This window comes from Acidovorax soli (assembly GCF_014207955.1).
Lineage (GTDB): Bacteria > Pseudomonadota > Gammaproteobacteria > Burkholderiales > Burkholderiaceae_C > Acidovorax > Acidovorax soli_A.
In genome coordinates this window covers 886,225-912,442 of record NZ_JACHLK010000001.1, presented here as the reverse complement: position 1 = coordinate 912,442, position 26,218 = coordinate 886,225, and the positions used below count along the sequence as shown (strand labels likewise).

The 26,218-nt window shown below is 68.5% G+C and carries 27 protein-coding genes; 13 read left to right on the top strand and 14 right to left on the bottom strand.

Annotation, left to right across the window (positions count from 1 at the left end; translation table 11 throughout):
• Position 1 precedes the first annotated feature (1 nt).
• Entirely contained in the window at positions 2-709 is a 708-nt protein-coding gene (locus tag HNP48_RS04235; RefSeq protein WP_184855577.1) for a response regulator transcription factor, read from the bottom strand.
• 91 nt (positions 710-800) lie between these two features.
• On the opposite strand from HNP48_RS04235, the gene HNP48_RS04230 reads away from it, so the two are divergent.
• Positions 801-1,544 carry a phosphatase PAP2 family protein gene (locus HNP48_RS04230; RefSeq protein WP_184855576.1) on the top strand — a complete coding sequence of 248 codons (744 nt, stop codon included), beginning with the start codon at positions 801-803 and terminating at the stop codon, positions 1,542-1,544.
• A 15-nt stretch (positions 1,545-1,559) separates the two neighbouring features.
• Here HNP48_RS04230 and pyk read toward each other — a convergent pair whose 3' ends face one another.
• The gene (gene pyk, locus HNP48_RS04225; protein WP_184855575.1) at positions 1,560-2,996 is read right to left on the bottom strand and encodes a pyruvate kinase; all 1,437 of its coding nucleotides are present in this window, start codon (positions 2,994-2,996) and stop codon (positions 1,560-1,562) included.
• A gap of 279 nt (positions 2,997-3,275) precedes the next feature.
• On the opposite strand from pyk, the gene HNP48_RS04220 reads away from it, so the two are divergent.
• On the top strand, positions 3,276-3,569 hold the full coding sequence (locus HNP48_RS04220; RefSeq protein ID WP_184855574.1) for a DUF4148 domain-containing protein: 294 nt from the start codon (positions 3,276-3,278) through the stop codon (positions 3,567-3,569).
• Positions 3,570-3,668: 99 nt separating this feature from the next.
• Here HNP48_RS04220 and HNP48_RS04215 read toward each other — a convergent pair whose 3' ends face one another.
• The 3 genes from HNP48_RS04215 to HNP48_RS04205 are packed head-to-tail and all read right to left on the bottom strand — an operon-like array spanning position 3,669 to position 4,826.
• Entirely contained in the window at positions 3,669-4,058 is a 390-nt protein-coding gene (locus HNP48_RS04215) for a nuclear transport factor 2 family protein (RefSeq protein ID WP_184855573.1), read from the bottom strand.
• On the bottom strand, positions 4,055-4,258 hold the full coding sequence (locus tag HNP48_RS04210; RefSeq protein WP_184855572.1) for a 4-oxalocrotonate tautomerase family protein: 204 nt from the start codon (positions 4,256-4,258) through the stop codon (positions 4,055-4,057). Before HNP48_RS04210 ends, HNP48_RS04215 begins: the two co-directional genes overlap by 4 nt.
• A 13-nt stretch (positions 4,259-4,271) precedes the next feature.
• Positions 4,272-4,826: a flavodoxin family protein gene (locus HNP48_RS04205; protein WP_184855571.1), complete on the bottom strand. Its 555-nt coding sequence runs from the start codon at positions 4,824-4,826 to the stop codon at positions 4,272-4,274.
• Positions 4,827-4,929: 103 nt separating this feature from the next.
• Between HNP48_RS04205 and HNP48_RS04200 the strand changes: the two genes are divergently transcribed.
• Positions 4,930-5,835: a LysR family transcriptional regulator gene (locus tag HNP48_RS04200; protein ID WP_184855570.1), complete on the top strand. Its 906-nt coding sequence runs from the start codon at positions 4,930-4,932 to the stop codon at positions 5,833-5,835.
• An 11-nt stretch (positions 5,836-5,846) separates the two neighbouring features.
• Here HNP48_RS04200 and HNP48_RS04195 read toward each other — a convergent pair whose 3' ends face one another.
• Positions 5,847-7,244 (bottom strand): aminopeptidase P N-terminal domain-containing protein, encoded by a 1,398-nt coding sequence (locus HNP48_RS04195; protein ID WP_184855569.1) that lies wholly within the window; start codon positions 7,242-7,244, stop codon positions 5,847-5,849.
• Positions 7,245-7,391: 147 nt separating this feature from the next.
• Between HNP48_RS04195 and HNP48_RS04190 the strand changes: the two genes are divergently transcribed.
• From HNP48_RS04190 to HNP48_RS04170, 5 genes are all read left to right on the top strand, one after another.
• Positions 7,392-7,901 carry a hypothetical protein gene (locus tag HNP48_RS04190; RefSeq protein ID WP_184855568.1) on the top strand — a complete coding sequence of 170 codons (510 nt, stop codon included), beginning with the start codon at positions 7,392-7,394 and terminating at the stop codon, positions 7,899-7,901.
• 1 nt (position 7,902) lies between these two features.
• Entirely contained in the window at positions 7,903-8,577 is a 675-nt protein-coding gene (locus tag HNP48_RS04185) for a PspA/IM30 family protein (RefSeq protein WP_184855567.1), read from the top strand.
• On the top strand, positions 8,574-9,206 hold the full coding sequence (locus HNP48_RS04180) for a YqiJ family protein (RefSeq protein WP_184855566.1): 633 nt from the start codon (positions 8,574-8,576) through the stop codon (positions 9,204-9,206). Before HNP48_RS04185 ends, HNP48_RS04180 begins: the two co-directional genes overlap by 4 nt.
• A 50-nt stretch (positions 9,207-9,256) precedes the next feature.
• Positions 9,257-10,969 carry a flotillin family protein gene (locus HNP48_RS04175; protein ID WP_184855565.1) on the top strand — a complete coding sequence of 571 codons (1,713 nt, stop codon included), beginning with the start codon at positions 9,257-9,259 and terminating at the stop codon, positions 10,967-10,969.
• Positions 10,970-11,072: 103 nt separating this feature from the next.
• Positions 11,073-11,825, top strand: coding sequence for a hypothetical protein (locus HNP48_RS04170; protein WP_184855564.1), 753 nt, complete (start codon positions 11,073-11,075; stop codon positions 11,823-11,825).
• A 229-nt stretch (positions 11,826-12,054) separates the two neighbouring features.
• Here HNP48_RS04170 and HNP48_RS04165 read toward each other — a convergent pair whose 3' ends face one another.
• Both HNP48_RS04165 and HNP48_RS04160 read right to left on the bottom strand, forming a co-directional pair.
• A complete protein-coding gene (locus HNP48_RS04165; RefSeq protein ID WP_184855563.1) occupies positions 12,055-12,813 on the bottom strand; it encodes a nucleotidyltransferase family protein in 759 nt (252 codons plus the stop codon).
• On the bottom strand, positions 12,810-13,211 hold the full coding sequence (locus HNP48_RS04160; RefSeq protein WP_184855562.1) for an S-adenosylmethionine decarboxylase family protein: 402 nt from the start codon (positions 13,209-13,211) through the stop codon (positions 12,810-12,812). Before HNP48_RS04160 ends, HNP48_RS04165 begins: the two co-directional genes overlap by 4 nt.
• 134 nt (positions 13,212-13,345) lie before the next feature.
• On the opposite strand from HNP48_RS04160, the gene tkt reads away from it, so the two are divergent.
• The 3 genes from tkt (at position 13,346) to gap (ending at position 17,291) form a co-directional block, all read left to right on the top strand.
• Positions 13,346-15,403: a transketolase gene (tkt, locus tag HNP48_RS04155; protein ID WP_184855561.1), complete on the top strand. Its 2,058-nt coding sequence runs from the start codon at positions 13,346-13,348 to the stop codon at positions 15,401-15,403.
• 154 nt (positions 15,404-15,557) lie between these two features.
• Complete coding sequence (locus tag HNP48_RS04150) at positions 15,558-16,265, top strand: hypothetical protein (protein WP_260420065.1); 708 nt, start codon at positions 15,558-15,560, stop codon at positions 16,263-16,265.
• A gap of 27 nt (positions 16,266-16,292) precedes the next feature.
• Positions 16,293-17,291: a type I glyceraldehyde-3-phosphate dehydrogenase gene (gene gap, locus HNP48_RS04145; RefSeq protein ID WP_184855560.1), complete on the top strand. Its 999-nt coding sequence runs from the start codon at positions 16,293-16,295 to the stop codon at positions 17,289-17,291.
• 70 nt (positions 17,292-17,361) lie between these two features.
• On the opposite strand, the gene HNP48_RS04140 is transcribed toward gap, so the two are convergent.
• The 6 genes from HNP48_RS04140 to HNP48_RS04115 form a co-directional block, all read right to left on the bottom strand.
• Positions 17,362-18,663, bottom strand: a complete 1,302-nt coding sequence (locus HNP48_RS04140) for a four-carbon acid sugar kinase family protein (RefSeq protein WP_184855559.1) — start codon at positions 18,661-18,663, stop codon at positions 17,362-17,364.
• A gap of 7 nt (positions 18,664-18,670) precedes the next feature.
• Positions 18,671-19,957 (bottom strand): ribulose-bisphosphate carboxylase large subunit family protein, encoded by a 1,287-nt coding sequence (locus HNP48_RS04135; protein ID WP_184855558.1) that lies wholly within the window; start codon positions 19,955-19,957, stop codon positions 18,671-18,673.
• Positions 19,958-19,960: 3 nt separating this feature from the next.
• Positions 19,961-20,512: a VOC family protein gene (locus HNP48_RS04130; RefSeq protein WP_184855557.1), complete on the bottom strand. Its 552-nt coding sequence runs from the start codon at positions 20,510-20,512 to the stop codon at positions 19,961-19,963.
• Positions 20,513-20,586: 74 nt separating this feature from the next.
• Positions 20,587-22,443 (bottom strand): TRAP transporter large permease subunit, encoded by a 1,857-nt coding sequence (locus HNP48_RS04125; protein WP_260420090.1) that lies wholly within the window; start codon positions 22,441-22,443, stop codon positions 20,587-20,589.
• Between the two features lie 14 nt (positions 22,444-22,457).
• Positions 22,458-23,495, bottom strand: a complete 1,038-nt coding sequence (locus tag HNP48_RS04120; protein ID WP_184855555.1) for a TRAP transporter substrate-binding protein — start codon at positions 23,493-23,495, stop codon at positions 22,458-22,460.
• Positions 23,496-23,631: 136 nt separating this feature from the next.
• Positions 23,632-24,438, bottom strand: a complete 807-nt coding sequence (locus HNP48_RS04115) for an SDR family NAD(P)-dependent oxidoreductase (protein ID WP_184855554.1) — start codon at positions 24,436-24,438, stop codon at positions 23,632-23,634.
• Between the two features lie 118 nt (positions 24,439-24,556).
• On the opposite strand from HNP48_RS04115, the gene HNP48_RS04110 reads away from it, so the two are divergent.
• Both HNP48_RS04110 and HNP48_RS04105 read left to right on the top strand, forming a co-directional pair.
• The gene (locus HNP48_RS04110) at positions 24,557-25,588 is read left to right on the top strand and encodes a LacI family DNA-binding transcriptional regulator (protein WP_184855553.1); all 1,032 of its coding nucleotides are present in this window, start codon (positions 24,557-24,559) and stop codon (positions 25,586-25,588) included.
• A 235-nt stretch (positions 25,589-25,823) separates the two neighbouring features.
• The gene (locus HNP48_RS04105; RefSeq protein WP_184855552.1) at positions 25,824-26,213 is read left to right on the top strand and encodes a DUF4398 domain-containing protein; all 390 of its coding nucleotides are present in this window, start codon (positions 25,824-25,826) and stop codon (positions 26,211-26,213) included.
• Positions 26,214-26,218: the final 5 nt, after the last annotated feature.

Genomic DNA, 26,218 nt, shown 5'->3' with positions numbered 1-26,218 from the left:
ATCAGGGCTTCTCCTGCGGCATGAAATAGCCCACGCCGCGCATGGTCTGGATGCAGGCACTGCCCAGCTTGCGCCGCAGGTGGTGGATGTAGACCTCGATGGCATTGCTCTCGATGGCCACGTCCCAGCTGTACAGGCGCTCTTCGATCTGCTGGCGCGAGAGCACGCGGCCACGCGCGTCCATCAGCACCCACAGCACCGAGAACTCGCGCGGCGACATGTCCACCGCCTGGCCGCCCTGGTGCACGGTGCGGGCACCGGGATCGAGTTCGATGTCGGCATGGCGCAGCGTGGGCGTGGCCCGCCCGGTGGCACGGCGCAGCATGGCACGCAGCCGTGCCTCCAGCTCATCGACGTTGAAGGGCTTGACCAGGTAGTCGTCGGCCCCTTGGTCCAGCCCGGCGATGCGCTCGGTGACATGGTCGCGCGCCGTGAGGATGAGCACCGGCGTGGCCGGGTCGGGCAGCGCCGCCGCGGCCTGTGCCCCGGCCGTTGCAGCCGGGCTGGCGCGCAGGCGGCGCAGCACTTCGCTGCCATCGCCATCGCGCAGCCCCAGGTCCAGCAGCACGGCATCGAAGCGCTCGGCACGCAGGGCCGCCCAGGCGCCCGCCACGCCGTCGCACACGTCGACGGCATAGCCGCGCTGCTGCAGGTTGGTCCGCAGGCCGCTGGCAATGCCGGCGTCGTCTTCCACCACAAGGATTCGCATGGAGGCATTGTGGCAGTCCTGCGCCCGACACGCCGCCAGGGGCCGGCAGGGGTTTAAGGCGGCGTTAAGAGCGGCTTTCTATCGTCGCCCCATGCGCCTGCCGTCCTCCCCCCCTGCCTCCCACCACCGCCTGCCACCCGAACAACGCCGCATCGCGGCATGGACCCTGGCCGCGCTGGCCCTGCTGGTGCTGTGGGACTTTCTGGGACAGGACCGGCTGCTGGCCCGTGCCTTCGGGAGCGCCTCGGGATTTCCGTTGCGCGACCAGTGGTTCTTCGTGCATGTGGCGCACGAGGGCGCGCGGCGCGCGGGCTGGCTGCTGGTGCTGCTGCTGGCGCTGGGCGTGTGGTGGCCCATGGGCCCGCTGCGCCGCCTGGACACGGGCGAGCGCCTGCAGTGGGTGGTGAGCGCGCTGCTGTCGCTCGCCGTGGTGGGCATCGCCAAGAACCTGAGCAGCACCAGTTGCCCCTGGGACATGGCCGAGTTCGGCGGCGTGGCGCGCTACGCCTCGCATTGGGCCTGGGGCCTGGCCGACGGGGGCAGCGGCCGCTGCTTCCCGGCCGGCCATGCCTCGGCAGGCTTCGCCTTCATCGGCGGCTGGTTCGCGCTGCGGCGCGCGCAGCCACGGGCTGCCCGGCTCTGCCTGGCCGCATCGCTGCTGGCCGGGCTGCTGCTGGGCCTGGCCCAGCAGGCGCGGGGCGCGCACTTCATGAGCCACACCCTGTGGTCGGGCTGGCTGTGCTGGACGACGGCCTGGGCCTGCGACCTGGCCGCACGCCTGCTGCGCAGGCGCATGGCCGTGCGCACCGGAGCCGTCGCCCCGGTGGCGCCCTGAAGGCGCAGCGGGCGATCAGCCCGCCCGGCAGATCTTGAGCATGTTGGTGCCGCCCGGTGCGCCCATGGGTTCGCCGCAGGTGATGGCATAGACATCGCCCGTCTGCACGATGTTGCGGGTCTTGAGGTGGCCTTCGGCCTGCTCCAGCGCCGTGTCGCGGTCGGCGCTGGTGTCCATGAGCAGCGGGCGCACATTGCGGTACATGGCCATCTTGCGCTGCGTGGCCACCTTGGGCGTGAGCGCATAGATCGGGATGTGGATGCGGTGGCGGCTCATCCACAGTGCCGTGGCACCGCTGTCGGTCATGGCCACGATGGCCTTGGCACCCAGGTGGTGGGCCGTGAACAGCGCGCCCATGGCGATGGACTGGTCGATGCGGCCAAAGGTCTGGCCCGTGAAATCGGCATCGAGAGGGTGGTCTTCGGCGGCCTCGGCGGCGGCGCAGATGGTGGCCATCTCCATCACCGTCTCCAGCGGGTACTTGCCAGCCGCCGTCTCGGCGCTGAGCATCACGGCATCGGTGCCGTCGAGCACGGCATTGGCCACGTCGCTGACCTCGGCGCGCGTGGGCACGGGGTTGGTGATCATGCTCTCCATCATCTGCGTGGCGGTGATCACGACCTTGTCCAGGTCGCGCGCCATGCGGATCATCTTCTTTTGCAGCGCCGGCACGGCCGCATTGCCCACTTCCACGGCCAGGTCGCCGCGCGCGACCATGATGCCGTCGCTCACGCGCAGGATGGACTCGAGGTGCGGAATGGCTTCGGCGCGCTCGATCTTGGCGATCAGGCCCGGCTTGTGGCGGAACTCGGACGCGGCCACGTTGCACAACTGGCGCGCCATCTCCATGTCGGTCGCGTTCTTGGGGAAGCTCACCGCCACGTAGTCGGCCTGGAAGCTCATCGCCGTGCGGATGTCCTCCATGTCCTTGGCCGTGAGCGCGGGGGCCGTGAGGCCGCCACCCTGCTTGTTGATGCCCTTGTTGTTGGACAGCTCGCCGCCCAGCTTGACCGTGGTGTGCACCTCCTCGCCCTGCACGGCGTCCACGGTGAGCACGATCAGGCCGTCGTTGAGCAAGAGCACGTCGCCGGCCTTCACGTCGCGCGGCAATTCCTTGTAGTCGAGCCCCACGCCGTCGATATCGCCCGGCTCGGTGCGCGAGGCATCGAGCACGAACTTCTCGCCCGGCACCAGTTGCACCTTGCCTTCGGCGAACTTGCCGACACGGATCTTGGGGCCCTGCAGGTCGGCCATGATGGCCACTTCGCGCCCGGCGCGCTGGGCGGCAGCGCGCACGGTGGCGGCGCGGTCGATATGGTCCTGGGCCTTGCCATGGCTGAAGTTCAGGCGCACCACATTGACGCCTGCACGGATCATGGCCTCCAGCAGTTGCGGGTCGCTCGATGCGGGACCCAGGGTGGCAACGATCTTGGTGGCGCGGCGGATTTGCATGGGCTTGTCTCTGCGGGTTATGTAATCGAATTTCAATTTTCACACGAAACCAGTTACATGCGGATTACCACCCGCATGGCGGGCCCATCCACCCCGGGGCGACTATTTCCAAAACTGGAACAGACAGTTCGTGACTGGGTAGTTTTTCTCTGAACACACGAGGCGTACAGTTCAACCCATCGATGAGCCGAACCCGCAAGGCGACTCACCGAACCCGGTTTGAAGTTGTTTTCGCTCCGGTTTTTTTGAGACGCTTTTTCTACCCAAAGGACTTTCATCATGAACACGACCGCCCGTTTCCTCTCCATCGCCGCTGTAGCCGCTTTCGCTTCCTTCGGCGCTTACGCCGACGAAGCCGATGCTTCGCAATTCGCCACCAAGTTCGAAACCAACCGCACCCGCGCTGAAGTGGCTGCCGAAGCCGCCACCGTCGCCCAGACGCGCAGCCTGGAACCCGCTGGTTCCCGCGTGGTGACCTACAAGTCGACCGCTGACCGCGCTGCCGTGCGTGCCCAGGCGGCTGACGCTGTGCGCACCGGCCAGATCTCTTCCGGCGAAGTCGGCGCCCTGTAATTCGCACGACGAGGCTGCGGACCGCACCGCAGCCCCCACGCCAAAGGCCGGGCCACCGCAAGGTGGTGCCGGCCTTTTTTCCATGGGGGGCAGGGGCGCCTAGGCGCCCTGCTCCACCACGTCGAAGTGGAACACCTTGCTCATGATCTGCCAGCGCCCGTCGGTCCGCACAAGCGTCAGGAAGTCGGTGAAGAAGCGCGGCGCAATCGCGCACTCGACCCGCGCAAAGGCCGTGACCGGGCCCGCGAATTCGATGGACAGGATGCGGTCGCGCCGGCCCTGCCCGCGGCTCGCGGGCGAAGGACGCTGCTCCACGATGGGAAAGTACTCCGCCATGGTCCGGTACAGCAGTGGCCCCTCGGTGGCGCAGCAATAGATGGCCAGCGGATGGAAGACCTGCGCCAGGCGGCCCGTGTCGCTGTGGTGCAGTCCGTCGAAGTAGGTGTGCAAAGCGGCGGTGACGCCAGCGAAATCCGCGTCGGCGCTCATGGCTGGCGCTTTCGGAACTCGGCCACAGGCAGGCCGCCCACACCCCAGTTGTCGAGGTCGATCTCGTCGATCACCACATGCGTGGTCGCGGGGTTCTTGTGCAGCACCCGCACCAGCAACGCGGTGACGCCCGCGATGAGCTCGGCCTTCTGTTCGCGCGTCACCCCCTCACGGGTGACCTGGATGTTCACATAGGGCATAGGGACCGCCCTTTCAGCCGATGCGGCCCACGACCTGCGCAATGCGCTCGCCGAAGGCCCGGGCCGTCGCCAGGTCTCCGGCCACCATGTCGGCGGGCGAGGCATCGGAGGGCGTGGCCGTCATCAGCCCGGCAAAGGAGGCCAGGTAGTTCAGGTCATCGCGCACGGCGGCCTTGGTATTGCTCGGCGGCATGGCCGTACCGGCCCAGAGCATGCCGTGCTGCTGCGACAGCGAGAACAGGGTGTACAGCGTGGTGAGCTTGTCCCCGTTGATCCCGGCACTGTTGGTGAAGCCGGCGGCCAGCTTGTCCTTCCAGCCCTGGCGGGCCCAGACGGCGGAGCTGGCATCCACGAAGCGCTTGAACTGCCAGCTGACATTGGCCATGTAGGTCGGCGAGCCGAACACGATGGCGCGCGCGGCATCGAGCTGCGCCCACCCTTGGGGACTGAGTTCGCCTTGGTCGTCGATGGCGAGCAGCGTACCGCCACTGCCCGCGGCGACCGCCTGCGCGACCTCGCGGGTGTGGCCGTAGCCGCTGTGGAAAACGATGGAGATGGGAGAGGTCATGGGTTTCCTGGTCGGCACAAAAAAGAGGAAACCGCAGGTTATTGAATACGCATGCATTGATAAACTCACCACCATTAACTTCATTTATTACATGGGGTAATCCATGGCTCGCGAGTTTGGCGATGTGATGCTGGGAAGCATCGAACTGTTCTGCCTGGCGGCCGAGGCCCAGAGCTTCACGGCCGCGGCCCAGCAGGCGGGGCTGACCCCGGCGGCCGTGAGCCGCTCCATTGCGCGCCTGGAAGAGCGCCTGCAGGTGCGGCTCTTCGTGCGCAGCACGCGCAAGATCCGCCTGACCGATGGCGGGCTGGCCTACTTCGACCAATGCAGGCAGGCGCTCAACCGCCTCAGCGAGGCCGAGCGGGAGTTGACCGGCACGCAGGCCGAGCCTGCCGGCAAGCTGCGCATCAGCGTGCCCACCACGCTGGGGCACTGCCGGGTGCTGCCGGCGCTGGTGGCTTTCCGGGCGCGCTATCCCAAGGTGCAGGTCGAGGTGCAGCTGAGCAACCGCAATGTGGACTTCACGGCCGACGGCTTCGACCTGGCCGTGCGCGCGCGGGTGCAACCCGATTCAGGCCTCGTCGCGAGGAAGCTGCTGGATGCCGAGCTGGTGGTCGTCGCCACGCCGGCCTACCTGCAATCGGCGGGCGTGCCGCGCCGCCTGGAGGACCTGGCGGCCCACGAATGCCTGCAGTTCGTACTGCCCAGCACCGGGCAGGCCGTGCCCTGGGTGTTTTGCCAGGAGGGTCGCGACATCGATGTCGCCACCGCCGGCAGCCTCACCTGCTCCGACGACCTGCTGGGCATGGTCACCCTGGCACGCCACGGCGCAGGGCTGCTGCAGACCTACCGCTTCATCGTGGAAGACGATCTGCGCCAGGGCCGGCTGGTGGAAGTGCTGCAGGAGCTGGGGGGCCGCTCCCGGCCATTTTCCATCGTCTACCCCGCCACCCGCCACATGCCGCTGCGCGTGCGGGTCTTCATCGACCACCTCATCGCCAGCATGTAGCGCCGGCGCCGTCAGGCGCGCATCAGTGCCTCGATCTCGTCGGCGTCCACCGGCACGCCGCGCGTGATCAGTTCGCAGCCTGTGGCGGTGACGATGGCATCGTCCTCGATGCGGATGCCGATACCGTGGAACTGCTCGGGCACGCCTTCGCCCGCGCGCACATAGATGCCCGGCTCGATGGTCAGCACCATGCCGGGTTGCAGCACGCGGCTCGGGCGGTTGAGGAGGGTCTCGCCCGACAGCGGGTCCTTGCGCTCGGTCACCTTGTCGGCCTCACCGGGCTCCACGTAGCTGCCGCAGTCGTGCACGTCCATGCCCAGCCAGTGGCTGGTGCGGTGCATGTAGAACGGGAAGTAGGCGCGCTTGTCGATCACGTCCTGCGCCGTGCCGACCTTGTTGCCATCGAGCAGGCCCAGGTCCAACATGCCTTGGGCCAGCACGGCCACCGTGGCGTCGTGCGGGTCGTTGAAGCGGGCACCAGCGCGCGTGGCATCCACCGCCGCGACCTGGCTGGCCAGCACCAGGTCGTAGAGCGCGCGCTGCGGCCCGGTGAAGCGGCCGTTGGCCGGGAAGGTGCGCGTGATGTCGCTGGCATAGCCGTCGAGCTCGCAACCCGCATCGATCAGCACCAGCTCGCCATCGCGCACCGGGGCGGCATCGGCGCGGTAGTGCAGCACGCAGGCATTGGCACCCGCGGCCACGATGGAGCCGTAGGCCGGGTACTGCGAGCCGCCCTCGCGGAAGGCATACAGCAGTTCGGCGTCGAGGTGGTACTCGCGCACGTCCTCGCCGGCGCGCAGCATGCGGGCCGAGCGCTGCATGGCGCGGATGTGGGCGCGCGCGCTGATGTCGCTGGCGCGGCGCATGGTGTCCTGCTCGTACGCGTCCTTGATGAGGCGCATCTCGTCGAGCGGGCCGCACAGGTCCTGCTGCACCGCCGGGCACTGCGCGCCATAGCGCACGCGGGCACGCACGGCATTGAGCCAGCCCTCCACGCGCGCGGCCAGGCCGTTGTGCGTGGCATGGGGGTACCACACGCTCTGGCGGTTCTCCAGCAGGCGCGGCAACTGTGCGTCGAGCACGGCGCTCGAGAAGGCCGCATCCATGGCCAGCGCAGCAGGCGCGGCCTCCGGGCCCAGGCGGTAGCCGTCCCAGATCTCGCGCTCCAGGTCCTTGGGGCGGCAGAACAGCGTGCTGTGCCCTTCAGCCGTGAGCACCAGGCAGGCACCGGCTTCGGTGAACCCGGTCAGGTAGTAGAAATAGCTGTCATGGCGGTACAGGAAGTCGGTATCGCGGTTGCGCGGGTACTCAGGTGCCGTGGGGATGATGGCGATGCCCCCGGCACCCAGCTGGGCAGCAAGGCGCGCACGGCGCTGGGCATAGATGGATGGCGAGGACGGTGAGTTCATGCGCTATTTTTAACGCGAATCCGCCACCCTTCGGTGCCGTGGGCCATCGCGCTTGCAAACAATTCCAAAACCCGCCACCCGAATGGGTTGTTGACAAACGTATTCACATGAATACCATCGCATTCAACACCACTTCGGATGGACGCCATGGTCACCACCTCCACCACGATGGAGCCCCTCTCCGCCCGCATCCCGAGCGACCTCTACCTGTGGCTGGCGCAGTTGCAGGTCGAGGGCGCCACCACCAACAGCGACAAGCTGCGCGTGCTGCTGGGCCAGCTCAAGCGCCACCACGACGGCGCCCTCGACTATGTGGCCGCCCACGCCTGGGCGCGCGACATCACGTCCCGGCTGCGCGAATCGCTGGTGCGCACCGAGGGCCAGACGGGCCGCCACTCGGACGTGCTCAACGCCATGCTGGACCATGTCACGACCTGTCTGGCCATCGTGGTCAGCAACGCGCCCACGTCGGAGCAGGAAGCCGCCCGGCTCGAAGACCTGCTGGTGCGGCGGGGCTTTGCCCTCAGTGAGATGCTGCTGCGCCAGGCGACCACCACGCAGGCCAGCGCGTACGATCCGGCCGTCGTGCAGCGCCACGCCGCAGCGACCCTGGAGCTGGCCCAGACCATTCAATCCCCTCTCTCGAAAGGAGCCTGAGATGGCAGATTCGCTCAAGACACGCGTAGGCCGCATCATTGCCGGCAGCGTGCATGCGTTGGTGGACCATCTGGAGAACCATGCCCCGCTGGCGGTGATGGAGCAGTCGCTGCGCGAGGCCGACACCGTGATCGGCGAGGTGCGCCATGAGCTGGGTCGCACCAGCGCCAACCGCCACCTGGCCCAGCAGCAGCATGCCCACCTCAATGGCCAGCACGCCACCCTGGCCGAGCAGATCGACCAGGCCCTGGCGGCCGACCGCGACGACCTGGCGCGTGCCGCCGTGGCGCGCCAACTCGACATCGAGGCCCAGATCCCGGTGCTGGAGACCACGCTGGCCGACCTGGCACGGCAGGAGAGTGAGCTCACGGGCTATGTGGCGGCGCTGCTGGCCAAGCAGCGCGAGATGGCCGATGCGCTGGAGGCTTTTCGCCAAAGCCGCGCCACGGCAACCCAGGCCCCCGCCACGCCGCCCGGTGGCGCCAACGCAGTGCAGCAGCGCATCGATGCCGTGACCGGCGCTTTCGACCGCCTGTATGCGCGCCAGACCGGCCTGGCGGGCACCGACCGCAGCCACACGCTGGACCAGGCGGCCAAGCTCAAGGAGCTCGATGAGCTGGTGCGCGACCACAAGATCGCCGAGCGCATGGCGCGCCTGAAGACGGGGCAGGCGTGATCACCGCGCTGTTCACCGCCCCGGAGACCTGGCCCTTTGGCGTGGCCTTTGCGCTCATCGTCGGCATCGCGCTGATCGAGGGCCTGGGCATGCTGGTCTCGCTGAGCCCGAGCAACTGGCTCGACGATCTGCTGCCCGACATTGATGGAGACACCGGCCTGGACCGGGTGCTGGGCTGGCTCTACATCGGCAAGGTGCCTTCGCTGGTGCTGCTGGTGCTGTTCCTCACGGGCTATGCGATCTTCGGCTACAGCCTGCAGAAGGTGGCGAACGGCCTGCTGGGGGGCTACCTGCCGGTCTGGATCGCGGGCCTGGTGGCCGTGGCACCGGGCATGGCCACGGTGCGCAGCCTGGGCGCACTGATCGCCCACATCATTCCGCGCGACGAGACCTCGGCCGTGAGCGAGATGTCGCTGATAGGTCGGCCTGGCGTGGTCTCCGCTGGCGCGGCGCGCCGGGGCCTGGCGGCGCAGGCGCGGGTGCGCGACACCCATGGCCGCACCCACTACCTGATGGTCGAGCCCGACCTCGACGACGAGGTCTTCGACGAAGGCGCGCAGATCCTCATCGTGCGCAAGATCGGGGCCTTCTACCGCTGCATTGCCAACCCGCATCCGGGCTTGATGTAGGCGCCCGTTCCCATCAACATACCGACACCAACCGAGGGAGAAACCGAGAAATGAGCAACCTGATCGAAATAGGCGCCATCGCCGGCATTGCGCTGCTGGCCCTGCTGACCATCGGCATCGTCTTTGCGCGCCTGTACAAGCGCTCCACCAAGGAAACCGCCTTCGTGCGCACGGGCCTGGGCGGGCAGAAGGTCATCATGGACGGCGGCGCCATCCTGCTGCCGGTGTTCCATGAACGCGTGCTGGTGAACATGAACACCTTGAAGCTCGAGGTGGTGCGCCGCGCCAAGGAAAGCCTGATCACCAAGGACCGCATGCGCGTGGACGTGACGGCCGCTTTCTTCGTGCGCGTCAAGCAGACCGAGGAAGCTGTGAGCATCGCCGCCCAGACCCTGGGCGCGCGCACCATGAGCCCCGAGGAACTCAAGGCCCTGGTGGAAGACAAGTTCGTCGACTCGCTGCGCGCCACGGCCGCCACCATGACCATCCAGGAGCTGCAGGACAAGCGCCGCGACTTCGTGCAGGCCGTGCAGAACGCGGTGGCCGAGGACCTGGAGAAGAACGGCCTGGAGCTCGAATCGGTCTCGCTGACCAGCCTGGACCAGACCGAAAAGCAGTTCTTCAACCCCAACAACGCCTTCGACGCCGAGGGCCTGACGCGCCTGACCGAGCAGACCGAGGCGCGGCGCAAGCAGCGCAACGACGTGGAACAGGACACCGAGGTGCAGGTGCGCACCAAGGACCTGGAGGCCACGCGCCAGAAGCTCACCATCGAGAAGGACCAGGAGTTTGCCTCGCTCTCGCAAAAACGCGAGATCGAGACCACGCGCGCTGAGCAGGCCGCACTGATCGCCACGCAGCAGGCCGAGCGCAACCGCGAGGCCGAAGCCGCCAAGATCGAGGCCGAGCGCCAGGTGAGCCAAAAGCGCATCGAGGCCGAGCGCGAGATCAAGGCCGCCGAGATCGAGAAGAACCTGGTGATCCAGACGCGGGAGATCGAGCTGGAGCGCCATACCGAGACCAAGCGCGCCGAACAGCGCAAGCAGGTGGAGATTGCGCGCCAGGACACGCAGATCGCCATTGCCACCAAATCGCGCGAGCAGTCCGATGCCGACGCCGCCGCCAACCTGGCGCGCGCCGAGGCCGTGAAGGCCGAGGAAGCCGTGAACACCGCGCGCCAGGTGGCCGTGGCCGAACGCGACAAGAACATCCAGCTGATCGAGGCCTCCAAGGACGCCGAGCAGAACGCCATCTCGATCCGGGTTTCCGCGTCGGCCGAGAAGGAGGCCGCGCTGGACCGCGCCGAAGCCATCACCATCGAGGCCCGCGCGCGCCAGGCCGCGGCCCTGGCCGAGGCCGAGGGCAAGCGCGCACTGAACGAGGCGCTCAACACCCTGTCGGCCGCCCAGGTGGACCTGCAGGTGCGCAGCCTGCTGCTGCAGCAGCTGCCCCAGATCATCGCCCAAGCCGTGCGCCCCATGGAGAAGATCGACTCGATCCGCATCGTGCAGGTGGGCGGCATGCCCGGCGGCAGTGCAGCCCAGGGCGCGGCACAGGGCGGCACCGGCGCCACGGGCACCTTTCCCGAGCAGGTCATGAACTCGGCCCTGCAGTACCAGATCGCCAAGCCCATCGTGGACGCAGTGATGAAGGACGCGGGCCTGTCCAATGAAGGCATCACCGGCATGGCGCAGAGCCTGGCCGGCATGCTGGGCAGCCCTGCGCAGCCCACGCAAGCGCAGGCCGGCCACACCGCCGGGTGACCCTCCGGGCGCACGCGGCCCAGCCCGGCCGCGTGGCTTGTGCGCCACGCAGCCCCCTGCCGCGCCGGCCGCCCCGGCCACGGGCATGGCAGACTCGGGCCCCATGCTCCTTCTGCTCAGCTCCCTGTTGAATTTCATCTTCACGCTGCTGCTCCCCGTGCTGGGGCTGGCACTGACCGGGGCCTTGCTGGTGTATGCCGCCTATGTCCGCTTCGTGGACATCCCGCAGAAATGGGTACTCACCCCGCGCGCGCTGCAGGTGCTGTGCGCCGTGGCCCTGCTGTGCCACGGGCTGATCCTGCTGAACTGGTTCCTGTCCATGCGCGCGACACAGGCACGGCAGGACGGCGCCGTGGTGCGCGCCAGCAGGGAACGCTTCGTGCTGCCCGCGGATTTCCAGTACGGCGAGTTGCTGGTCCCCGCAGGCAGCCTGATCAACCGCAACGACCCCTTCGACAAGGGCGAGCCGGGCAAGCCGGTCGCACTGCACGGGCTGGAGTCGGTGCGCTTTGCCCAACCCGTGCAGATCGCCGGCGCCTGGGTCAGCGCGCTGCAGACCACGCCGCTGCGCCTGGAGCTGGCGCAGGACCAGACCCTGGGCCCGCTCTACCGCTTCGACAGCACCACCCAGGGCTGGGTGGAGCACAAGCTGGTGCCGGCACTGGCCTGCCGCAAGGGACAGATGGCGCTGTACCAGGTACCGCCCATTCCCTACGACGTGCAGGCCGAGGTGGGCAAGCCCGCACCCGATGGGCCCGAAGCCCGCTTTCGCCCCAGCGAATGGCTGCTGCGCGCCTGCGAGAACGGCCCAGCCATTGCCGTGCAGCCTGCCCACGCGGCCGCAGCGAGCCAATAGCCGCCACAGCACCGCCACCCAACACGGACAGTGCGCCAAAGGTGCAATGAGGCCCAGAGGATGGCTTCTGCGGCACTGGCTACCACCGACAGGGGTATGAAACTGGCGCTGCCCAAGCCAGTGCTCCCGCGCAAGGGCCGCCCCGCCGCGCTGGGAGCGTCCCCCTCCCGACTCGCAAAGCGAGTCGAGAGAGGGTGAAGGCGCGCAGCGCCTCAGGGGGTGCTGATCACTATCGGTTGAGTTCAGCCAGGCGCTCGGGCGTCCCCACGTCGGTCCAGCGGCCCGTGTAGAGCGAAGCGCCCACACGGCCCGCATCCATGGCCCGGCGCAGCAGGGGCGCCAACGGCGCTTTCAGCCCCCCCGGGTTGCCGACCGGGATCTCGCACCAGGGCTTGAAGAACAGCTCGGCGTGCAGCAGTGCAATGGTGCTGTAGGTATAGCGGGGGGCCGGGTCGTCGGCCGCCAGGTTCAACGCCAGCCCCTCGGGCGACAGGCCGAAGTCGCCGCGCGGGTTGTGCCCGGGGTTGGGCACCAGCCACAGGTGGGCCAGTTGCCGGCTGGCCTTGAAGGCCTGCACGGCCTGGGCCTCGAACACGAAATCGGGCACGTACACATCCCCGGCCGCGAGCCAGAAGACGTCGGACTCCACCAGTGGCAGAGCGCGGGCAATGCCCCCGGCCGTCTCCAGCGCGCCCCCGAAGTCGCGGCCCTCGCGGGAATAGGCGATCTCGACCCGGTGGTTGCCGCGGCGCGAGTGGTGCGTGCCAAAGCCGGTGCCGCAGTGGGCCTCGATCTGCTCGCCCAGCCAGGCGGTATTGATCACCACCTCGCCCACGCCGGCTTCGGCCAGGGCCTGCAGGTGCCATACCAGCAGGGGCTGGCCCTGCACCTGCAGGAGGGGTTTGGGCATGGTGTCGGTCAGTGGCCGCATGCGCTCCCCCCGACCGGCGGCGAGCAGCAGGGCCGGCACCTGGGCGGCGGCGCTCATGCGGCCACCTCCACCACGGCGGCATCCACGGCGCCGCGCTGCAGCGCATGGCGCTGCACCCGGGCCGGATCGAACAAGGCCAGCAGCGCCTCCATGAGCGCGCGCGCCTTGCCCGAATGGTCGGCACCGAAGTTGCAGACATAGACATCCAGCGTCACGGCACGCTGCTCGGGCCAGGTGTGCACGCACAGGTGCGACTCCGCCAGCAGCACTGTGGCCGTGACCCCGCCAGGCCCCTGGTCGGTGGCCGGAAAGCCATGGAACAGCTGGCCCACGGGCTGCAGGCCTGCGGTGCGCACGGCGTCCGTGCAAGCGCGGCCCAGGGCCGCGGGATCGAGCAGCCATTCGGGGGCGCAGCGGCAGCCGTGGAGGTCGGCGGTGAGGTGCAATCCTTGCATCAGCCGCACTGTAGTGCATCGCCCAGCCGCCAGAACACAAAGCCGTGTTTGCGCGAGCGGAAACCGTTCCCAGGCGCTGACCGGTAAAATAGCGGGTTTCCCCTGAACCTCCCCCACCCGGAGCCGCTCTTTCCATGGCCAACACCCTGCACAACCAACCAATGGCAAACGCGATCCGCGCGCTGGCCATGGACGCCGTTCAACAAGCCAACTCCGGCCACCCCGGCGCCCCGATGGGCATGGCCGACATGGCCGTGGCCCTGTGGGGTCGCCACCTCAAGCACAACCCGACCAACCCCCAGTGGTTCGACCGCGACCGTTTCGTGCTGAGCAATGGCCACGGCTCCATGCTGCTGTACGCGCTGCTGCACCTCACGGGCTATGACCTGCCGATCGGCGAGCTCAAGAACTTCCGCCAGCTGCACAGCAAGACCGCCGGCCACCCCGAAGTGGGCATCACCCCCGGCGTGGAAACCACCACCGGCCCGCTGGGCCAGGGCATCACCAATGCCGTGGGCTTCGCGCTGGCCGAGAAGCTGCTGGCCTCCGAATTCAACCGCGAAGGCCATGCCGTCGTGGACCACAACACCTATGTCTTCCTGGGCGACGGCTGCCTGATGGAAGGCATCAGCCATGAAGCCGTGTCGCTGGCCGGCGCCTGGAAACTCAACAAGCTGATCGCCCTGTACGACGACAACGGCATCAGCATCGACGGCCAGGTGGCCCCCTGGTTCGCCGACAACACGCCCCTGCGCTTCGTGGCCAGCGGCTGGAACGTGATCGGCCCCATCGACGGCCATGACGCCGAGAAGGTGGACGCCGCCATCGCCGAGGCCAAGAAGCAGACCGAGCGCCCCACCCTGATCGTCTGCAAGACCCACATCGGCAAGGGCAGCCCGAACCGCGCCAACACCGCCAAGGCCCACGGCGAGCCCCTGGGCGCCGAGGAAATCGCACTGACCCGCGAAGCCCTGGGCTGGAGCCACGAACCGTTCACGATCCCCGAAGACGTGTACGGTGCCTGGAACGCCAAGGACACGGGCCAGGCCGCCGAGACCGCCTGGAATGAGCGCTTTGCTGCCTACAGCGCCGCCTTCCCCGAACTGGCCGCCGAGTTCACGCGCCGCATGCAGGGCCAGTTGCCTGCCAACTTCGCCCAGGTGGCCGTGGACACCGTGGTCGCCGCCCACACCAAGGGTGAGACCGTGGCCAGCCGCAAGGCCAGCCAGCTGGCGCTGGAAGCCTTCACCGCCGCCCTGCCCGAAATGCTGGGCGGCAGCGCCGACCTGACCGGCTCCAACCTCACCAACACCAAGAGCACGCCCAACCTGCGCTTCGACATGCAGGGCCATGTGGTGCAGACCGAAGTGGCCGAGGGCCGCAAGATCGGTGGCCGCCACATCAACTATGGCGTGCGCGAGTTCGGCATGGCCGCCATCATGAACGGCATTGCCCTGCACGGTGGCTACATCCCCTACGGCGGCACCTTCCTGACCTTCAGCGACTACAGCCGCAACGCCATCCGCATGGCCGCGCTGATGAAGCAGCGTGTGATCCACGTGTTCACGCACGACTCCATCGGCCTGGGCGAAGACGGTCCCACGCACCAGTCGATCGAGCATGTCGCCAGCCTGCGCCTCATCCCCAACCTGGATGTGTGGCGCCCCGCCGATACGGCCGAAACGGCCGTGGCCTGGAGCGTGGCCCTGAGCAACCGGGACAAGCCCACCGTGCTCGCGCTGTCGCGCCAGAACCTGCCCTACGCTCCCAAGCGTGACCTGGGGGACATCTCCCGCGGTGCCTATGTCCTGTCCGAGCCCGCCGACGTGGGCCTGAACAAGAAGGCTGTGGCAGTGATCATCGCCACCGGCTCCGAAGTGCAGCTGGCCCTCAAGGCCCAGCGCCTGCTGGCCGACCGCAAGATCGCCGTGCGCGTGGTCTCCATGCCCAGCACCACCACCTTCGACCGCGAAGACGCCAAGTACAAGAAGTCCGTGCTGCCCGCCGGCATCCCCCGCGTGGCGGTGGAGATGGGCGTCACCGATGGCTGGTGGAAGTACGGCTGTGCGGCCGTGGTCGGCATCGACACCTATGGCGAATCGGCCCCTGCACCGGTGCTGTTCAAGCACTTCGGCTTCACGGAAGAAAACGTGGCGGCCACCGTGCAGACCGTGCTGAAGGGCGGCCGCTGACAGGCGCGGCACGGCGGGAACGTAACATTGTGCAAACATGCAGAGGTTTCGCGTGATTTACAGCACGTTGCGGCCTCTTTGCATGCTTGACGCGGTTACATGGGGTCGGCACGCTAGTCGTTTTCACTGACGTCCCCCTTTTCAAGGAGCTGCCATGATGATCCCGACCCTGTCCCCCCGCAAGTCGCTGGCCGCCGTGGCCGTGCTGTCGCTGGCCTGCCTGTCGGCCCATGCCCAGGTGGAGATCACCGATCCGCCGGCCGGCCACAACTTCGGCAAGGTCCCGCTCAATGCCACGTTTGCCACGCAGTACTTCTCGGTGTTCAACCGCAGCGGTGCGCCGCTGCAACTGGGCTCGGTGATCTCCAGCGGTGCGGCCCTGGTGACCTGTGCCGGCATCGGTTGCCCGGTCGTCGCCCAGGGGGACTTCCTGATACCCGCCGGTTCGGACGGCTGTTCCAACGCGGTGCTGCAGCCCAACCAGGGCTGCTCGACCCTGGTGGCCTTCACCCCCACCGCCCCGGGATCGCGCATCTCCCAACTCATCGTCCAGTCGCGCACCGGCGCGGCACTGGCGACGTATCCGCTGAACGGCACCGGCACCTCGACACCGCTGGATTGCGTGCTCGACTGGGCCGAGAAGAGCTTCCCGCAGCTGCTGACCACACCCACGGGCACGGCCACCGTTTCGCCCTTCCACCTGCGCTGCTACGCCAACGGCACGATGTGCCTGGGGGCCGACACGGCCGTGCCGACCTTCGACCAGCCCAGTGTCTACTTCTACCAGACGCAACCCACACCTTCGGTGCAGCGCCTGGGATACCTCTCGACATTCGCACAGGCGGCGCAATGTCAACCCTGATTCCTTAACGTTTGGAGAACCTTGGAAATGACGATCAAGATTGGCATCAACGGCTTCGGCCGCATCGGCCGCAACGTGCTGCGCTCCGCCATCCAGAATTTCAGCGACATCGAAGTCGTTGCGATCAATGACCTGCTGGAGCCCGAGTACCTGGCGTACATGCTGCAGTACGACTCGGTGCACGGCCGCTTCAAGGGCGAAGTGTCGGTGGACGGCAATACCCTGATCGTCAATGGCAAGAAGATCCGCCTGACGCAGGAGCGCGACCCCGCCAACCTCAAGTGGAACGAGGTCGGCGCGGACGTGGTGATCGAGTCCACGGGCCTGTTCCTGGACAAGGCCACGGCCCAGAAGCACCTGGACGCCGGCGCCAAGAAGGTCATCCTGTCGGCCCCCTCCAAGGACGACACCCCCATGTTCGTGTACGGCGTGAACCACACGAGCTACAAGGGTGAGGCCATCATCTCCAACGCCTCGTGCACGACCAACTGCCTGGCCCCCGTGGCCAAGGTGCTCAACGACAAGTGGGGCATCAAGCGCGGCCTGATGACCACGGTGCACGCAGCCACCGCCACGCAAAAGACGGTGGACGGCCCCTCCAACAAGGACTGGCGCGGCGGCCGCGGCATCCTGGAAAACATCATCCCCTCGAGCACCGGCGCTGCCAAGGCCGTGGGCGTGGTGATCCCGTCGCTGAACAAGAAGCTCACCGGCATGTCCTTCCGCGTGCCCACGAGCGACGTGTCCGTGGTCGACCTGACGGTGGAGCTGGACAAGGCCGCCACCTATGAAGAGATCAAGGCCGAGATGAAGGCACAGTCCGAAGGCGCGCTCAAGGGCGTGCTGGGCTACACGGAAGACAAGGTGGTGGCCACCGACTTCCGCGGCGACACCCGCACCTCGATCTTCGACGCCGACGCCGGCATCGCCCTCGACGGCACCTTCGTGAAGGTCGTGAGCTGGTACGACAACGAATGGGGCTACTCGAACAAGTGCCTGGAAATGGTGCGCGTGGTGGCCAAGTAAGCGACCACACGCTCTTGCCAGAAGGCCGGCTCCCGCAAGGGGCCGGCCTTTTTCATGCGCAGGCCCAGCCTCAAGCCCCACCGTGCAGCAAGCGCTCGAACAAGTTGTCCGGCCCCATCTGCCCGCCCTTGAGCATGATCTCCATACCGTCGAGCCCTGGCCCGTCGCTGTGCAGCCGGCACAGCGCCACGCCGGGCGCGAGCGAGGCCCGGTACGACAGCCCCCAGGCTGCAAGCGCCTGCACCGCCAGGCTGGAGGTGTCGCCCCCGGCGATGCCGATGCGGCGCAGCGGCACCTGGGCCAGCACCTGGGCCAGCAGCCGGCCGCCGGCCTGGGCCACCTGGTGGGCCGTGGCGCCCTGCGCAGCACTGCCCGCCGTGACCGCCAGCACGCTGCGGCCGGCCCCCAGCAGGGCGCCCAGGCGCTCTGCCGTGGCCCGCGCAGCGGCCTCACCGCCCTGGACCAGGGCGGCGACATCGATGGGCACCTGTTCGTACGACACGGCGGCGCGCACCTGCTGCGCCGTCACGGGCGAGAGACTGCCGGCGAGCACAAAGACCGGCCCCCGGGCTGCCGCCAAAGGCAGCGCAGCCGATGCAGGCGCTTGCGGCCATTGCGTCGCCAGCGCCTGCACCACACTGCTCGGCCCCACGGCCAGCAGCCGCGCCTGCTGGGCGCGGCGCCACACCAGTTGGCCCACCGCCTGCAGGTCCTCAGGCCGGCTGGCATCCATCAGCACGGCAGCAGGGTCCCCTGCGAGCACCGCATCGAGTGCAGCCTCCTGCTGGGCCAGCGGCTGGGCGTACAGCGGGTAGTCCATGCCTGCCGTCGGCGCCAGCCCCTGCTGCGCCAGGTGCAGGCGCAAATCGCTCTCCTGCATGGGCGTGACGGGGTGGCGGCTCATGGTCGGGTGCCGGTCGATGCGGTGCACGGCCGGTGCACTGCCGGCGCGTGCGAACAGGTGGCCGAAGACGCAGTAGCGCCCCAGGCTGGGCTGGCCGCCGACGATGGGCACGAAGCGGTTCTCCACATGCGCGCGCAGCACCTGCACGGCCACCCCGATGCTGCCCACGTGCGGCGCACTGTCGAAGGTGGAGCACACCTTGTAGTGCAGCACGGGCACGCGCATCTGCGCGAAGAAGCGGCCCACTGGCTCCAGCTCCGCTCGCATGGCCTCGGGCGCCATGGCGCGCGCGGCACCGGCGATGCCGATGGCGTCGAGCGGCCCCGCGCGCTGCAGCTGCGCGGCCGTGGGCACGCCCATGAACAGCAGGGCACGCAGCCCCGCCTGGGCCGCCGTGGCCAGGGTGTCGGTGGCGCCGGTGAAGTCGTCGCCGTACCAGCCCAGGCGGGCGGTGGATGCAGCCATCATGGTGTGCTCAGGCCTTGGAACCGAAGAAGCCGAGCGCGCGTTGCAGCTCGGGCGCGTGCCGGGCGAAGTGGTCGAGCGGCGTGCCCGCCGCCACGGCCTCCCAGGCCTGCTGGATGCTGGCCACGCCGGCCGCAGGCCCGTCGGGGTGGGCGAGGATGCCGCCGCCCGACATGAACAAGAGATCGGTGCTGCGCAGGCGCTCCCAGGTCAGCGGCACGGTGCCGGCCCACTGGCCGTTGGAGACGGCGGGCAGCACGGCGTCGTCGAGCCCCGGCGCCAGCGGGGCCAGTGTGTCGTGGGCTGACTCGACCACCTCGTCGTCGGTCTGCGAGAACTTGCCTTGCAGGCCGTGCACGTGCATGTGGTCCACGCCGGCCAGGCGCCAGAGCGTCTGCCAGGCCTGGAACGAAAAGCCCAGCAATGGATGCCGCGACAGCGCGCCATAGCCGTTGCGGTGGCCATGCAAGGCCAGCGGCGTATGGCGGCGCAGGGTCTGCACGGCCGAGTAGCCGCACCAGTTGAGGCTGGCCATCACGCAGCTGCCGCCCTCGGCCTGCACCAGGTCGGCGTGGCGGCGCATGGCATCGGTCTCGTCCGTGATGTTGAACGCCACCATGACATGCTTGCCCGTGCGGTCCTGGTGCGTGCGCACGGCGCGCATCACGGCCTGCACGCGCTCGCGCAGCGGGGCATGCACGGGGTCGGCACAGACCTCGTCGTCCTTGATGAAGTCCACTCCCGCCGCGCACAGCCGCGCGGCCAGGGCGCCGGTCTCCTCGGCCGACAGGCCCACGTTGGGCTTGACGATGGTGCCGATGAGCGGCCGCCCTTGCACGCCCGTGAGCGCGCGCGTGCCCGCGATGCCCTGGCGCGGCATGTCGAAGCGCTGGCGGTACTCCGCCGGCAGCCGCAGCGACTCCAGGCGCAGCCCCGTGACCTCGCCCAGATCGAACAGGTTGCCCGACACCGTGGCCGCGAGCGTGGGCAGGTTGGCGCCCACATTGGCCACCGGAAAGCGCACCGTGAGCCGTGCCCGGCGGAACGGCCCGGCCAGCGGCTTGCCGGCCGCGGCGCGGCGCTCCAGCCAGCCATTGGGCAGGCTGGGCGCGGGCACGGATTCAAGCTCCTCGATGGACTCCACCGTGGCGCGGGCGCGCTCGCGCAGCGCATCGGTTTCGCCCTCCACGCGGGCGAACGTGCCGCAGGACTGCTCGCCCGCGAGCACCTCGGCCACATGGGCGGGGTCCAGCGGCGTCTCGATCAGGTAGCAGGCTTCGAAGTGGTGCGCATCCATGGCTCAGAGGGTGTTGAGATCGGGGAAGGGGCGCACCGGGTCCTTGCCATCCCAGTCCTTGGCGGCCTCGCGGATCAGCGTGAACAGGCGGCCCTTGGGCCCGGCGACTTCGGACAGTTCGATCAGCGCGCCCGGGTGCAGGCCGGGATGTTGGCCATCCTCGAAGTAGACGAAGCGGCCGTTCACGCCCACTTCGCCGCTCATGCAGACCTTGAAGCCCGCGGCCTCGGCGCGTGCCAGGTCGGCGTCGAAGTCTTCCGTCCAGTAGGCCACGTGCTGCCCGCCCACATGGCCGGCCTGCTGGAAGTCGCGGTACATGGAGGGCACGTCGTTGCGCGTCTGCAGCAACTCGATCTGCACGCCGCCCGCATTGGCCAGGGCCACCGAGTTGTGGGGCTCGTGGCGCTCGCCGCGGTAGGTGTAGTTCTGGATCGGCACGCGCGGGTTGTAGTACCAGGGCCCGACGCCCAGCACATTGGCCCAGTAGTCCATGGCGGCCTCGATGTCGGGCACGAGGTAGGCCACCTGGCGGATTTCACCAAAGAATCGGCTCATGGTTTGCTGCTTTCAGAAAGGGATGGGGGGCCCGGCGCGCAATGCGGCCGGACCAGAGGAGTGGATGAAAGGGGTTACTTGCTCAAAAATCCTGTGGAGAACCACGGGATCGCGGCCACGATGACCAGGCCCACGAACAGCGCCATGACATAGCCGCCGATGTGGCGCAGGCCCTCGTTGGGGTGCACCTTGCTGATCGCACAGGCACCGTAGTAGCCCACGCCGAAAGGCGGCGCGAACAGGCCGATGCCCATGGCGAAGATCACGACCATGGCGTAGTGCACCTCGTGGATGCCCACGGCCTTGGCGATGGGGAACAGCAGCGGCCCGAAGAGCACGATGGCGGGGATGCCTTCGAGCACGCTGCCCAGCACCACGAAGGCGATGATGGACACGGCCATGAAGCCCCAGGCACCGCCGGGCAGTTGCTTCATCACCTGGGCCAGGTCGTGCGAGAAGCCCGACTGCGTGAGCCCCCAGGCCATGGCGGTGGCGCAGCCCACGATGAAGATGATGGCGCCCGTGAGCGAGGCCGTCTCGATCAGCATGGGCCGCAGCCGGCGCCAGTCGAACTGGCGGTGGATGAACAGGCCCACCAGCACCGCATAGGCGATGCCGATGGTGGAGACCTCGGTCGCTGTGGCCACGCCCTCGACCACGGCCGCGCGGATCACGAAGGGCAGGGCGATGGCCGGCAGCGCCGTGAGCAGAAAGCGCAGGATCTGCGCGCGGCCGAAGCGCTGCACCTGCGACAGGTCTTCGCGCCGGTAGCGCCACCAGACCACGGCGCACAGGCAGGCCCCCACCACCACAGCCGGCAGCATGCCGCCCGTGAACAGCGCCGCGATGGACACGCCCGTGACCGAGCCGATGGTGATCAGCACGATGGAAGGCGGGATGGTCTCGGTCTGCGCGCCGGTGGCCGAGAGCAGGGCCACCAGGTCGCCGGGCTTGGCACCACGCTTTTGCATCTCGGGGAAAAGCACCGGAGCGATGGCCGCCATGTCGGCGATCTTGGAGCCCGAGATGCCCGAGACCAGGTACATGGCGCCGATCAGCACGTACGACAGGCCGCCGCGCACATGGCCGAGCAGGCTGGCCAGGAACTGGATCATGGCACGTGCCATGCCCGTCATCTCGATCAGCGCACCGAGGAAGATGAACAGCGGCACGGCCAGCAGCATGAGGTGCGACATGCCTTCATCGAGCCGGCCCACCAGTACCAGCATGGGGGCCCGCGTGGTGAGCGCCAGGTAGCCGAAGGTGGCCAGCGCGAACGAGAAGGCAATGGGCACGCCCGCGAACACGCAGGCCGCCACCACCACCACGAAGAAGATCACCAGGTTGAGCTTGCCCAGCGGCGCGAACACCGGCTGCGCCAGCCAGAAGGCCAGCACCAGCGCGCCCACCGTGGCGGCAGCCGCCAGCATCACGGCCAGGCCGCCCTCGCGCAGCATGCGCAGCGTGCACACCAGCAGCATCAGCGCCATGCCCGTCGGCAGGGCCGAGGCGCGCCAGGCGTTGCTGATCTCCAGTGCGGGCGTGACGATCACCGCCTCTTCGGCCGCGTACTCGTAGGCGTGGTGCAGGATGAGCAGCAGGAACGCGAAGGACGCGGCCATGGCCAGCGCCTCCAGGTAGGCCCGTGCCGCGGGCGGCACCTTGCCCACGAAGGCGGTCATGCGCATGTGCTCGCCGCGGCGCAGGGCCACCACCGCGCCCAGCATGGACAGCCACAGGAACAGGATGGAGGCCAGCTCGTCCGACCAGACCAGCGGCGCGTGGAACACGTAACGCGACACCACGCCGCAGAACAGCAGCACGATCTCCACCAGCACCAGCAGCGCGGCCACCGACTCCACCACCAGGCCGATGCCACGGTCCACGGGGTCGAGCGCGGCGCGCCAGCCCGTGGGCGCGGGCGCCGGCATCGCAGCGGCCAGCATCAGGACACCTTGCCGACGGAGGCTTCGAGCAGCGCCCAGGCCTCGTCGCCGAACTTGCCCTTCCACTCCGAGTAGTAGCCGGCCTTGCGCAGCTGGTCGCGGAAGCTCTGCGGGCTGGCGTCGTTGAAGGCCATGCCCTTGGCGGTGAGGTCGCTGCGCAGGGTCTCGTTGAGCTTCTTCAGGTCGGCGCGCTGCTGCAGGCCGGCCTCGTCGAAGGCCCGGCCCAGGATGAGTTTGAGGTCGTCCGGCAGGCCGCGCCAGGCACGGCCGTTGACGACCATGTGGTAGCCGTCCCAGCTGTGGTTGGTGACCGAGCAGAACTTCTGCACTTCGTAGAGCTTGGCGGTCTGCACGATGGCCAGAGGGTTCTCCTGCGCGTCGACCACCTTGGTCTGCAGGGCCGAGTAGACCTCGCTGAACTGCAGGCTGGCCGGCGAGGCGGACAGGGCCTTGAACATGGAGATGCCCATGGGGCTCACGGGCACGCGGATCTTCATGCCGCCCAGGTCGGCCGCACTGCTCACGGCCTTGGTGCTGGTGGTCACCTGGCGGAAACCGTTGTCCCACATGCGCGGGAAGGTGTACAGGCCCACCTTGGCGAAGGCCGCGCGGATGCTGTCGCCCAGCTTGCCGTCCACCGTCTTCCAGACCTGGTCGTAGTCGGCAAAGGCAAAGCCCACAGCCGTGATGGCGCTGATGGGCGCGAGCGTGGCAATCACCATGGTGCCGGCGTTGAAGATCTCCAGGCCGCCGCTGCGCACCTGCGAGAGCATGTCGGTGTCACCGCCGAGCTGGTTGTTGGGGAACACCTTGAGCTCCAGCCGGCCCTTGCTTTCGGCCAGGATGCGGGCGGCCGCCTCGTTGGCACGCACGTTGAGCGGGTGCGACACGGGCAGGTTGTTGCCGAACTTGAAGCTGTACTCGGGCGCGGCGGCGCTCGCCAGCCCGGGCCAGGCACCGGCAACGGATGCGGCAGGCAGCGCGCACAGGCCGCGCAGCAGGCTGCGGCGCGAAGGAAGGTTCGAGGAATGGGCCATGGTCTTTGTCTCCTGTCTGTAATCGTTGGAATCGGCACCCCGCAGGCGGGCTTCGTTCAGGGGCAGACCTTATCCGCGGTCCACGCCTGGGGCAAATGGGCAATCTGATGGGTTTTGATGGATTCTCAGACCACGCTCAGTTGCAGCGCGCATGCATGCCGCCATCGACCAGCAGCTCCACGCCGTTGACGTAGCGGGCCTCGTCGGAGGCCAGGAACACCGCGGCATTGGCCACGTCCCAGCCATCACCCATGCGCCCCGTGGGCGAGAGCTTGTGGCGCGCGGCCACCATCTCTTCATGGCTGGCATAGAAGCCCGAGATCTGGCGGTAGATGTGCGGCGTGTCCATCACGCCCGGCAGTATGCAGTTGGCGCGGATGCCCTGAGCCGCGTACTGCAGGGCCACGCTCTGGGTGAAGGAGTTCACCGCCCCCTTGGAGGCCGCATAGGCACAGTAGGCATACCCCGTCCAGCGCACGCCGCCGAGCGCGCCGATGTTGATGATGGCGCCCGACTGCTGCGCCTGCATCCGCGGCAGCACGGCCTTGCAGGTGAGGAACATGCTCTTGACGTTGACCGCCATGACCCGGTCCCAGGTGTCCTCGCTGGTCTCCACCGGCCCGCCCTGCGAGGTGATGCCCACGTTGTTGTGCAGGATGTCGATGCGGCCGTAGGCATCGGTGGCGGTCTGCACGGCGGCCTGCACGTCGGCCCATTGCGTGACATCGGCCCGCACGGCCAATGCCTCGTTGCCCTCGCCGTGGATGGTGTCACGCGTCACTTCCGCGGCGGCGCCGTCGCGGTCCACCGCGACGACCCGGGCCCCCGCCCGCGCATAGGCCGCCGCAGCGGCCTTGCCATTGCCCCAGCCGTCCCCGTCGGACCCGGCACCGAACACCAGGGCCACGCGGCCCGCGAGCCGCTTGTTGTTGCTTGTCTCCATCATTTTTCCTTGTTGGGGCCGCAACCCTCTGGCACGCGGCAGGCCCTTACGATAGCCTCGGACCCGTGATGGACCAATCGCCCAACATGATGGTTTTTGATGGATTTGGAGGACCGCCATGGGCCGCGCCCTGCCTGGCATAGTCGAGGTGGCTGCGCTGGCCGGCGTTTCCACGGCCACGGTGGACCGGGTGCTCAACCGGCGCGGCGGCGTGCGCCAGGCCACGGCGCAGCGCGTGGTGCAGGCGGCGGGCGAGCTGGGCTACCTGCCGGCCGATGGCCTGGCCGCCACACTGGCGCCAGCACCTTTGCGCGTGATGTTCCTGCTGCCGCGCAACACCAGCCGCTTCCTGACCATGCTGGGCGACATGGTCAGCTACTCGCAGGAGCACTGGGCACCCTTCCACGTCAAGTGCCGCGCCGAGACGGTGGACAGCTTCAACCCCGAAGCCCTGGCCCAGGCGCTGCTGCACCACGGCAAGCGCTACGACGGACTGGTGATGATGGCGCTGGAACACCCCCAGGTGCGCGAGGCCGTGGCCACGCTGGCCGAGCGCGGGGTGCCCGTGGTCACCGTGATCTCGGACCTGGGCAACTCGCAGCGCGTGGGCTATGTGGGCCTGGACAACCGGGCCGCGGGCCGCACGGCGGGCTACCTGATCGGCCGCTTCATCGGCGCGCGCGAGGCCAAGGTGGCGCTGGTGGCCGGCAGCCTGCGCTACGCGGCGCACCAGGAGCGCGAGGCCGGCTTCCTGCACGTGCTCGAAGAGCTGTTTCCACAGCTCACCGTGGTGGGCCTGCGCGAGGGGCTCGACGATGCCGAGAAGAACTACCGCCAGACGCGCACCCTGCTGGAGCGCCACCCCGATCTGGCCGGCATCTACAACATCGGCGGTGCCTCGGACGGCATCGCCCGCGCGCTGCAGGAAGGCGGCGTGCAGCACAAGGTGGTGTTCATCGGCCACGGCCTCACACCCGACACGCGCGCCCAGCTGATCGACGGCAGCATGGACGCCGTGATCACGCAGAACCCGCTCAGCACCATCACGAGCTGCGTGCGCATCTTCGCCAACCTGCGCGACGGGCGGCCCGCGCTCTCGGGCGTGGAGACCACGCGCAGCCAGGTCGTCTTCCGCGAAAACCTGCCGTAGATCCGGGGCGGACAGACCGGGATCGCGCCCTTTGCGACCCATCGCACGCACGTAAAACGATGTAAGACCGTACCCACAGGCGATCTGTGGCAGGGACTACGCGGGCGGCGGGCACTGCCGCGAACAATGCATCTCAACCCGCACCGTTTCGGGACCGCGCCCCCGGCAGGCCTCCCTGCCCCACCATGCCTCTCTCAGGCTTCCCGGTCCTTTTCCTCCCAAGGAGCCCCCAGCCATGCATCCATCCTCCGCACTTCGCCTCGCCATTTCCGCACTGGCCCTGGCCGCACTGACCGCCTGCGCCTCCAAGCCGCCAGCGCCTACCGAGCAGATGGCCGTGAGCCGCACCACGCTCACCCGGGTGTCTGCGGCCCCCAACGTGACGGCCACTGCGCCCATCGAGTTGCAGCGCGCCCGCGACAAGCTCATGGCGGCCGAGAAGGCCATGGGCGCCGAGGACTACACGGCCGCGCGCCGCCTTGCGGCCGAGGCCGAGGTCGATGCCCGCGTGGCCGAAACCCGGGCCGACGCCGAACGCAACGCAGGCAACCTGGCCCAGGTGCAGGACGGGATCCGCGCACTGCAGGAAGAGATCAACCGCCGCGCCGTGGCGCCGGCCCGCTGATCGGC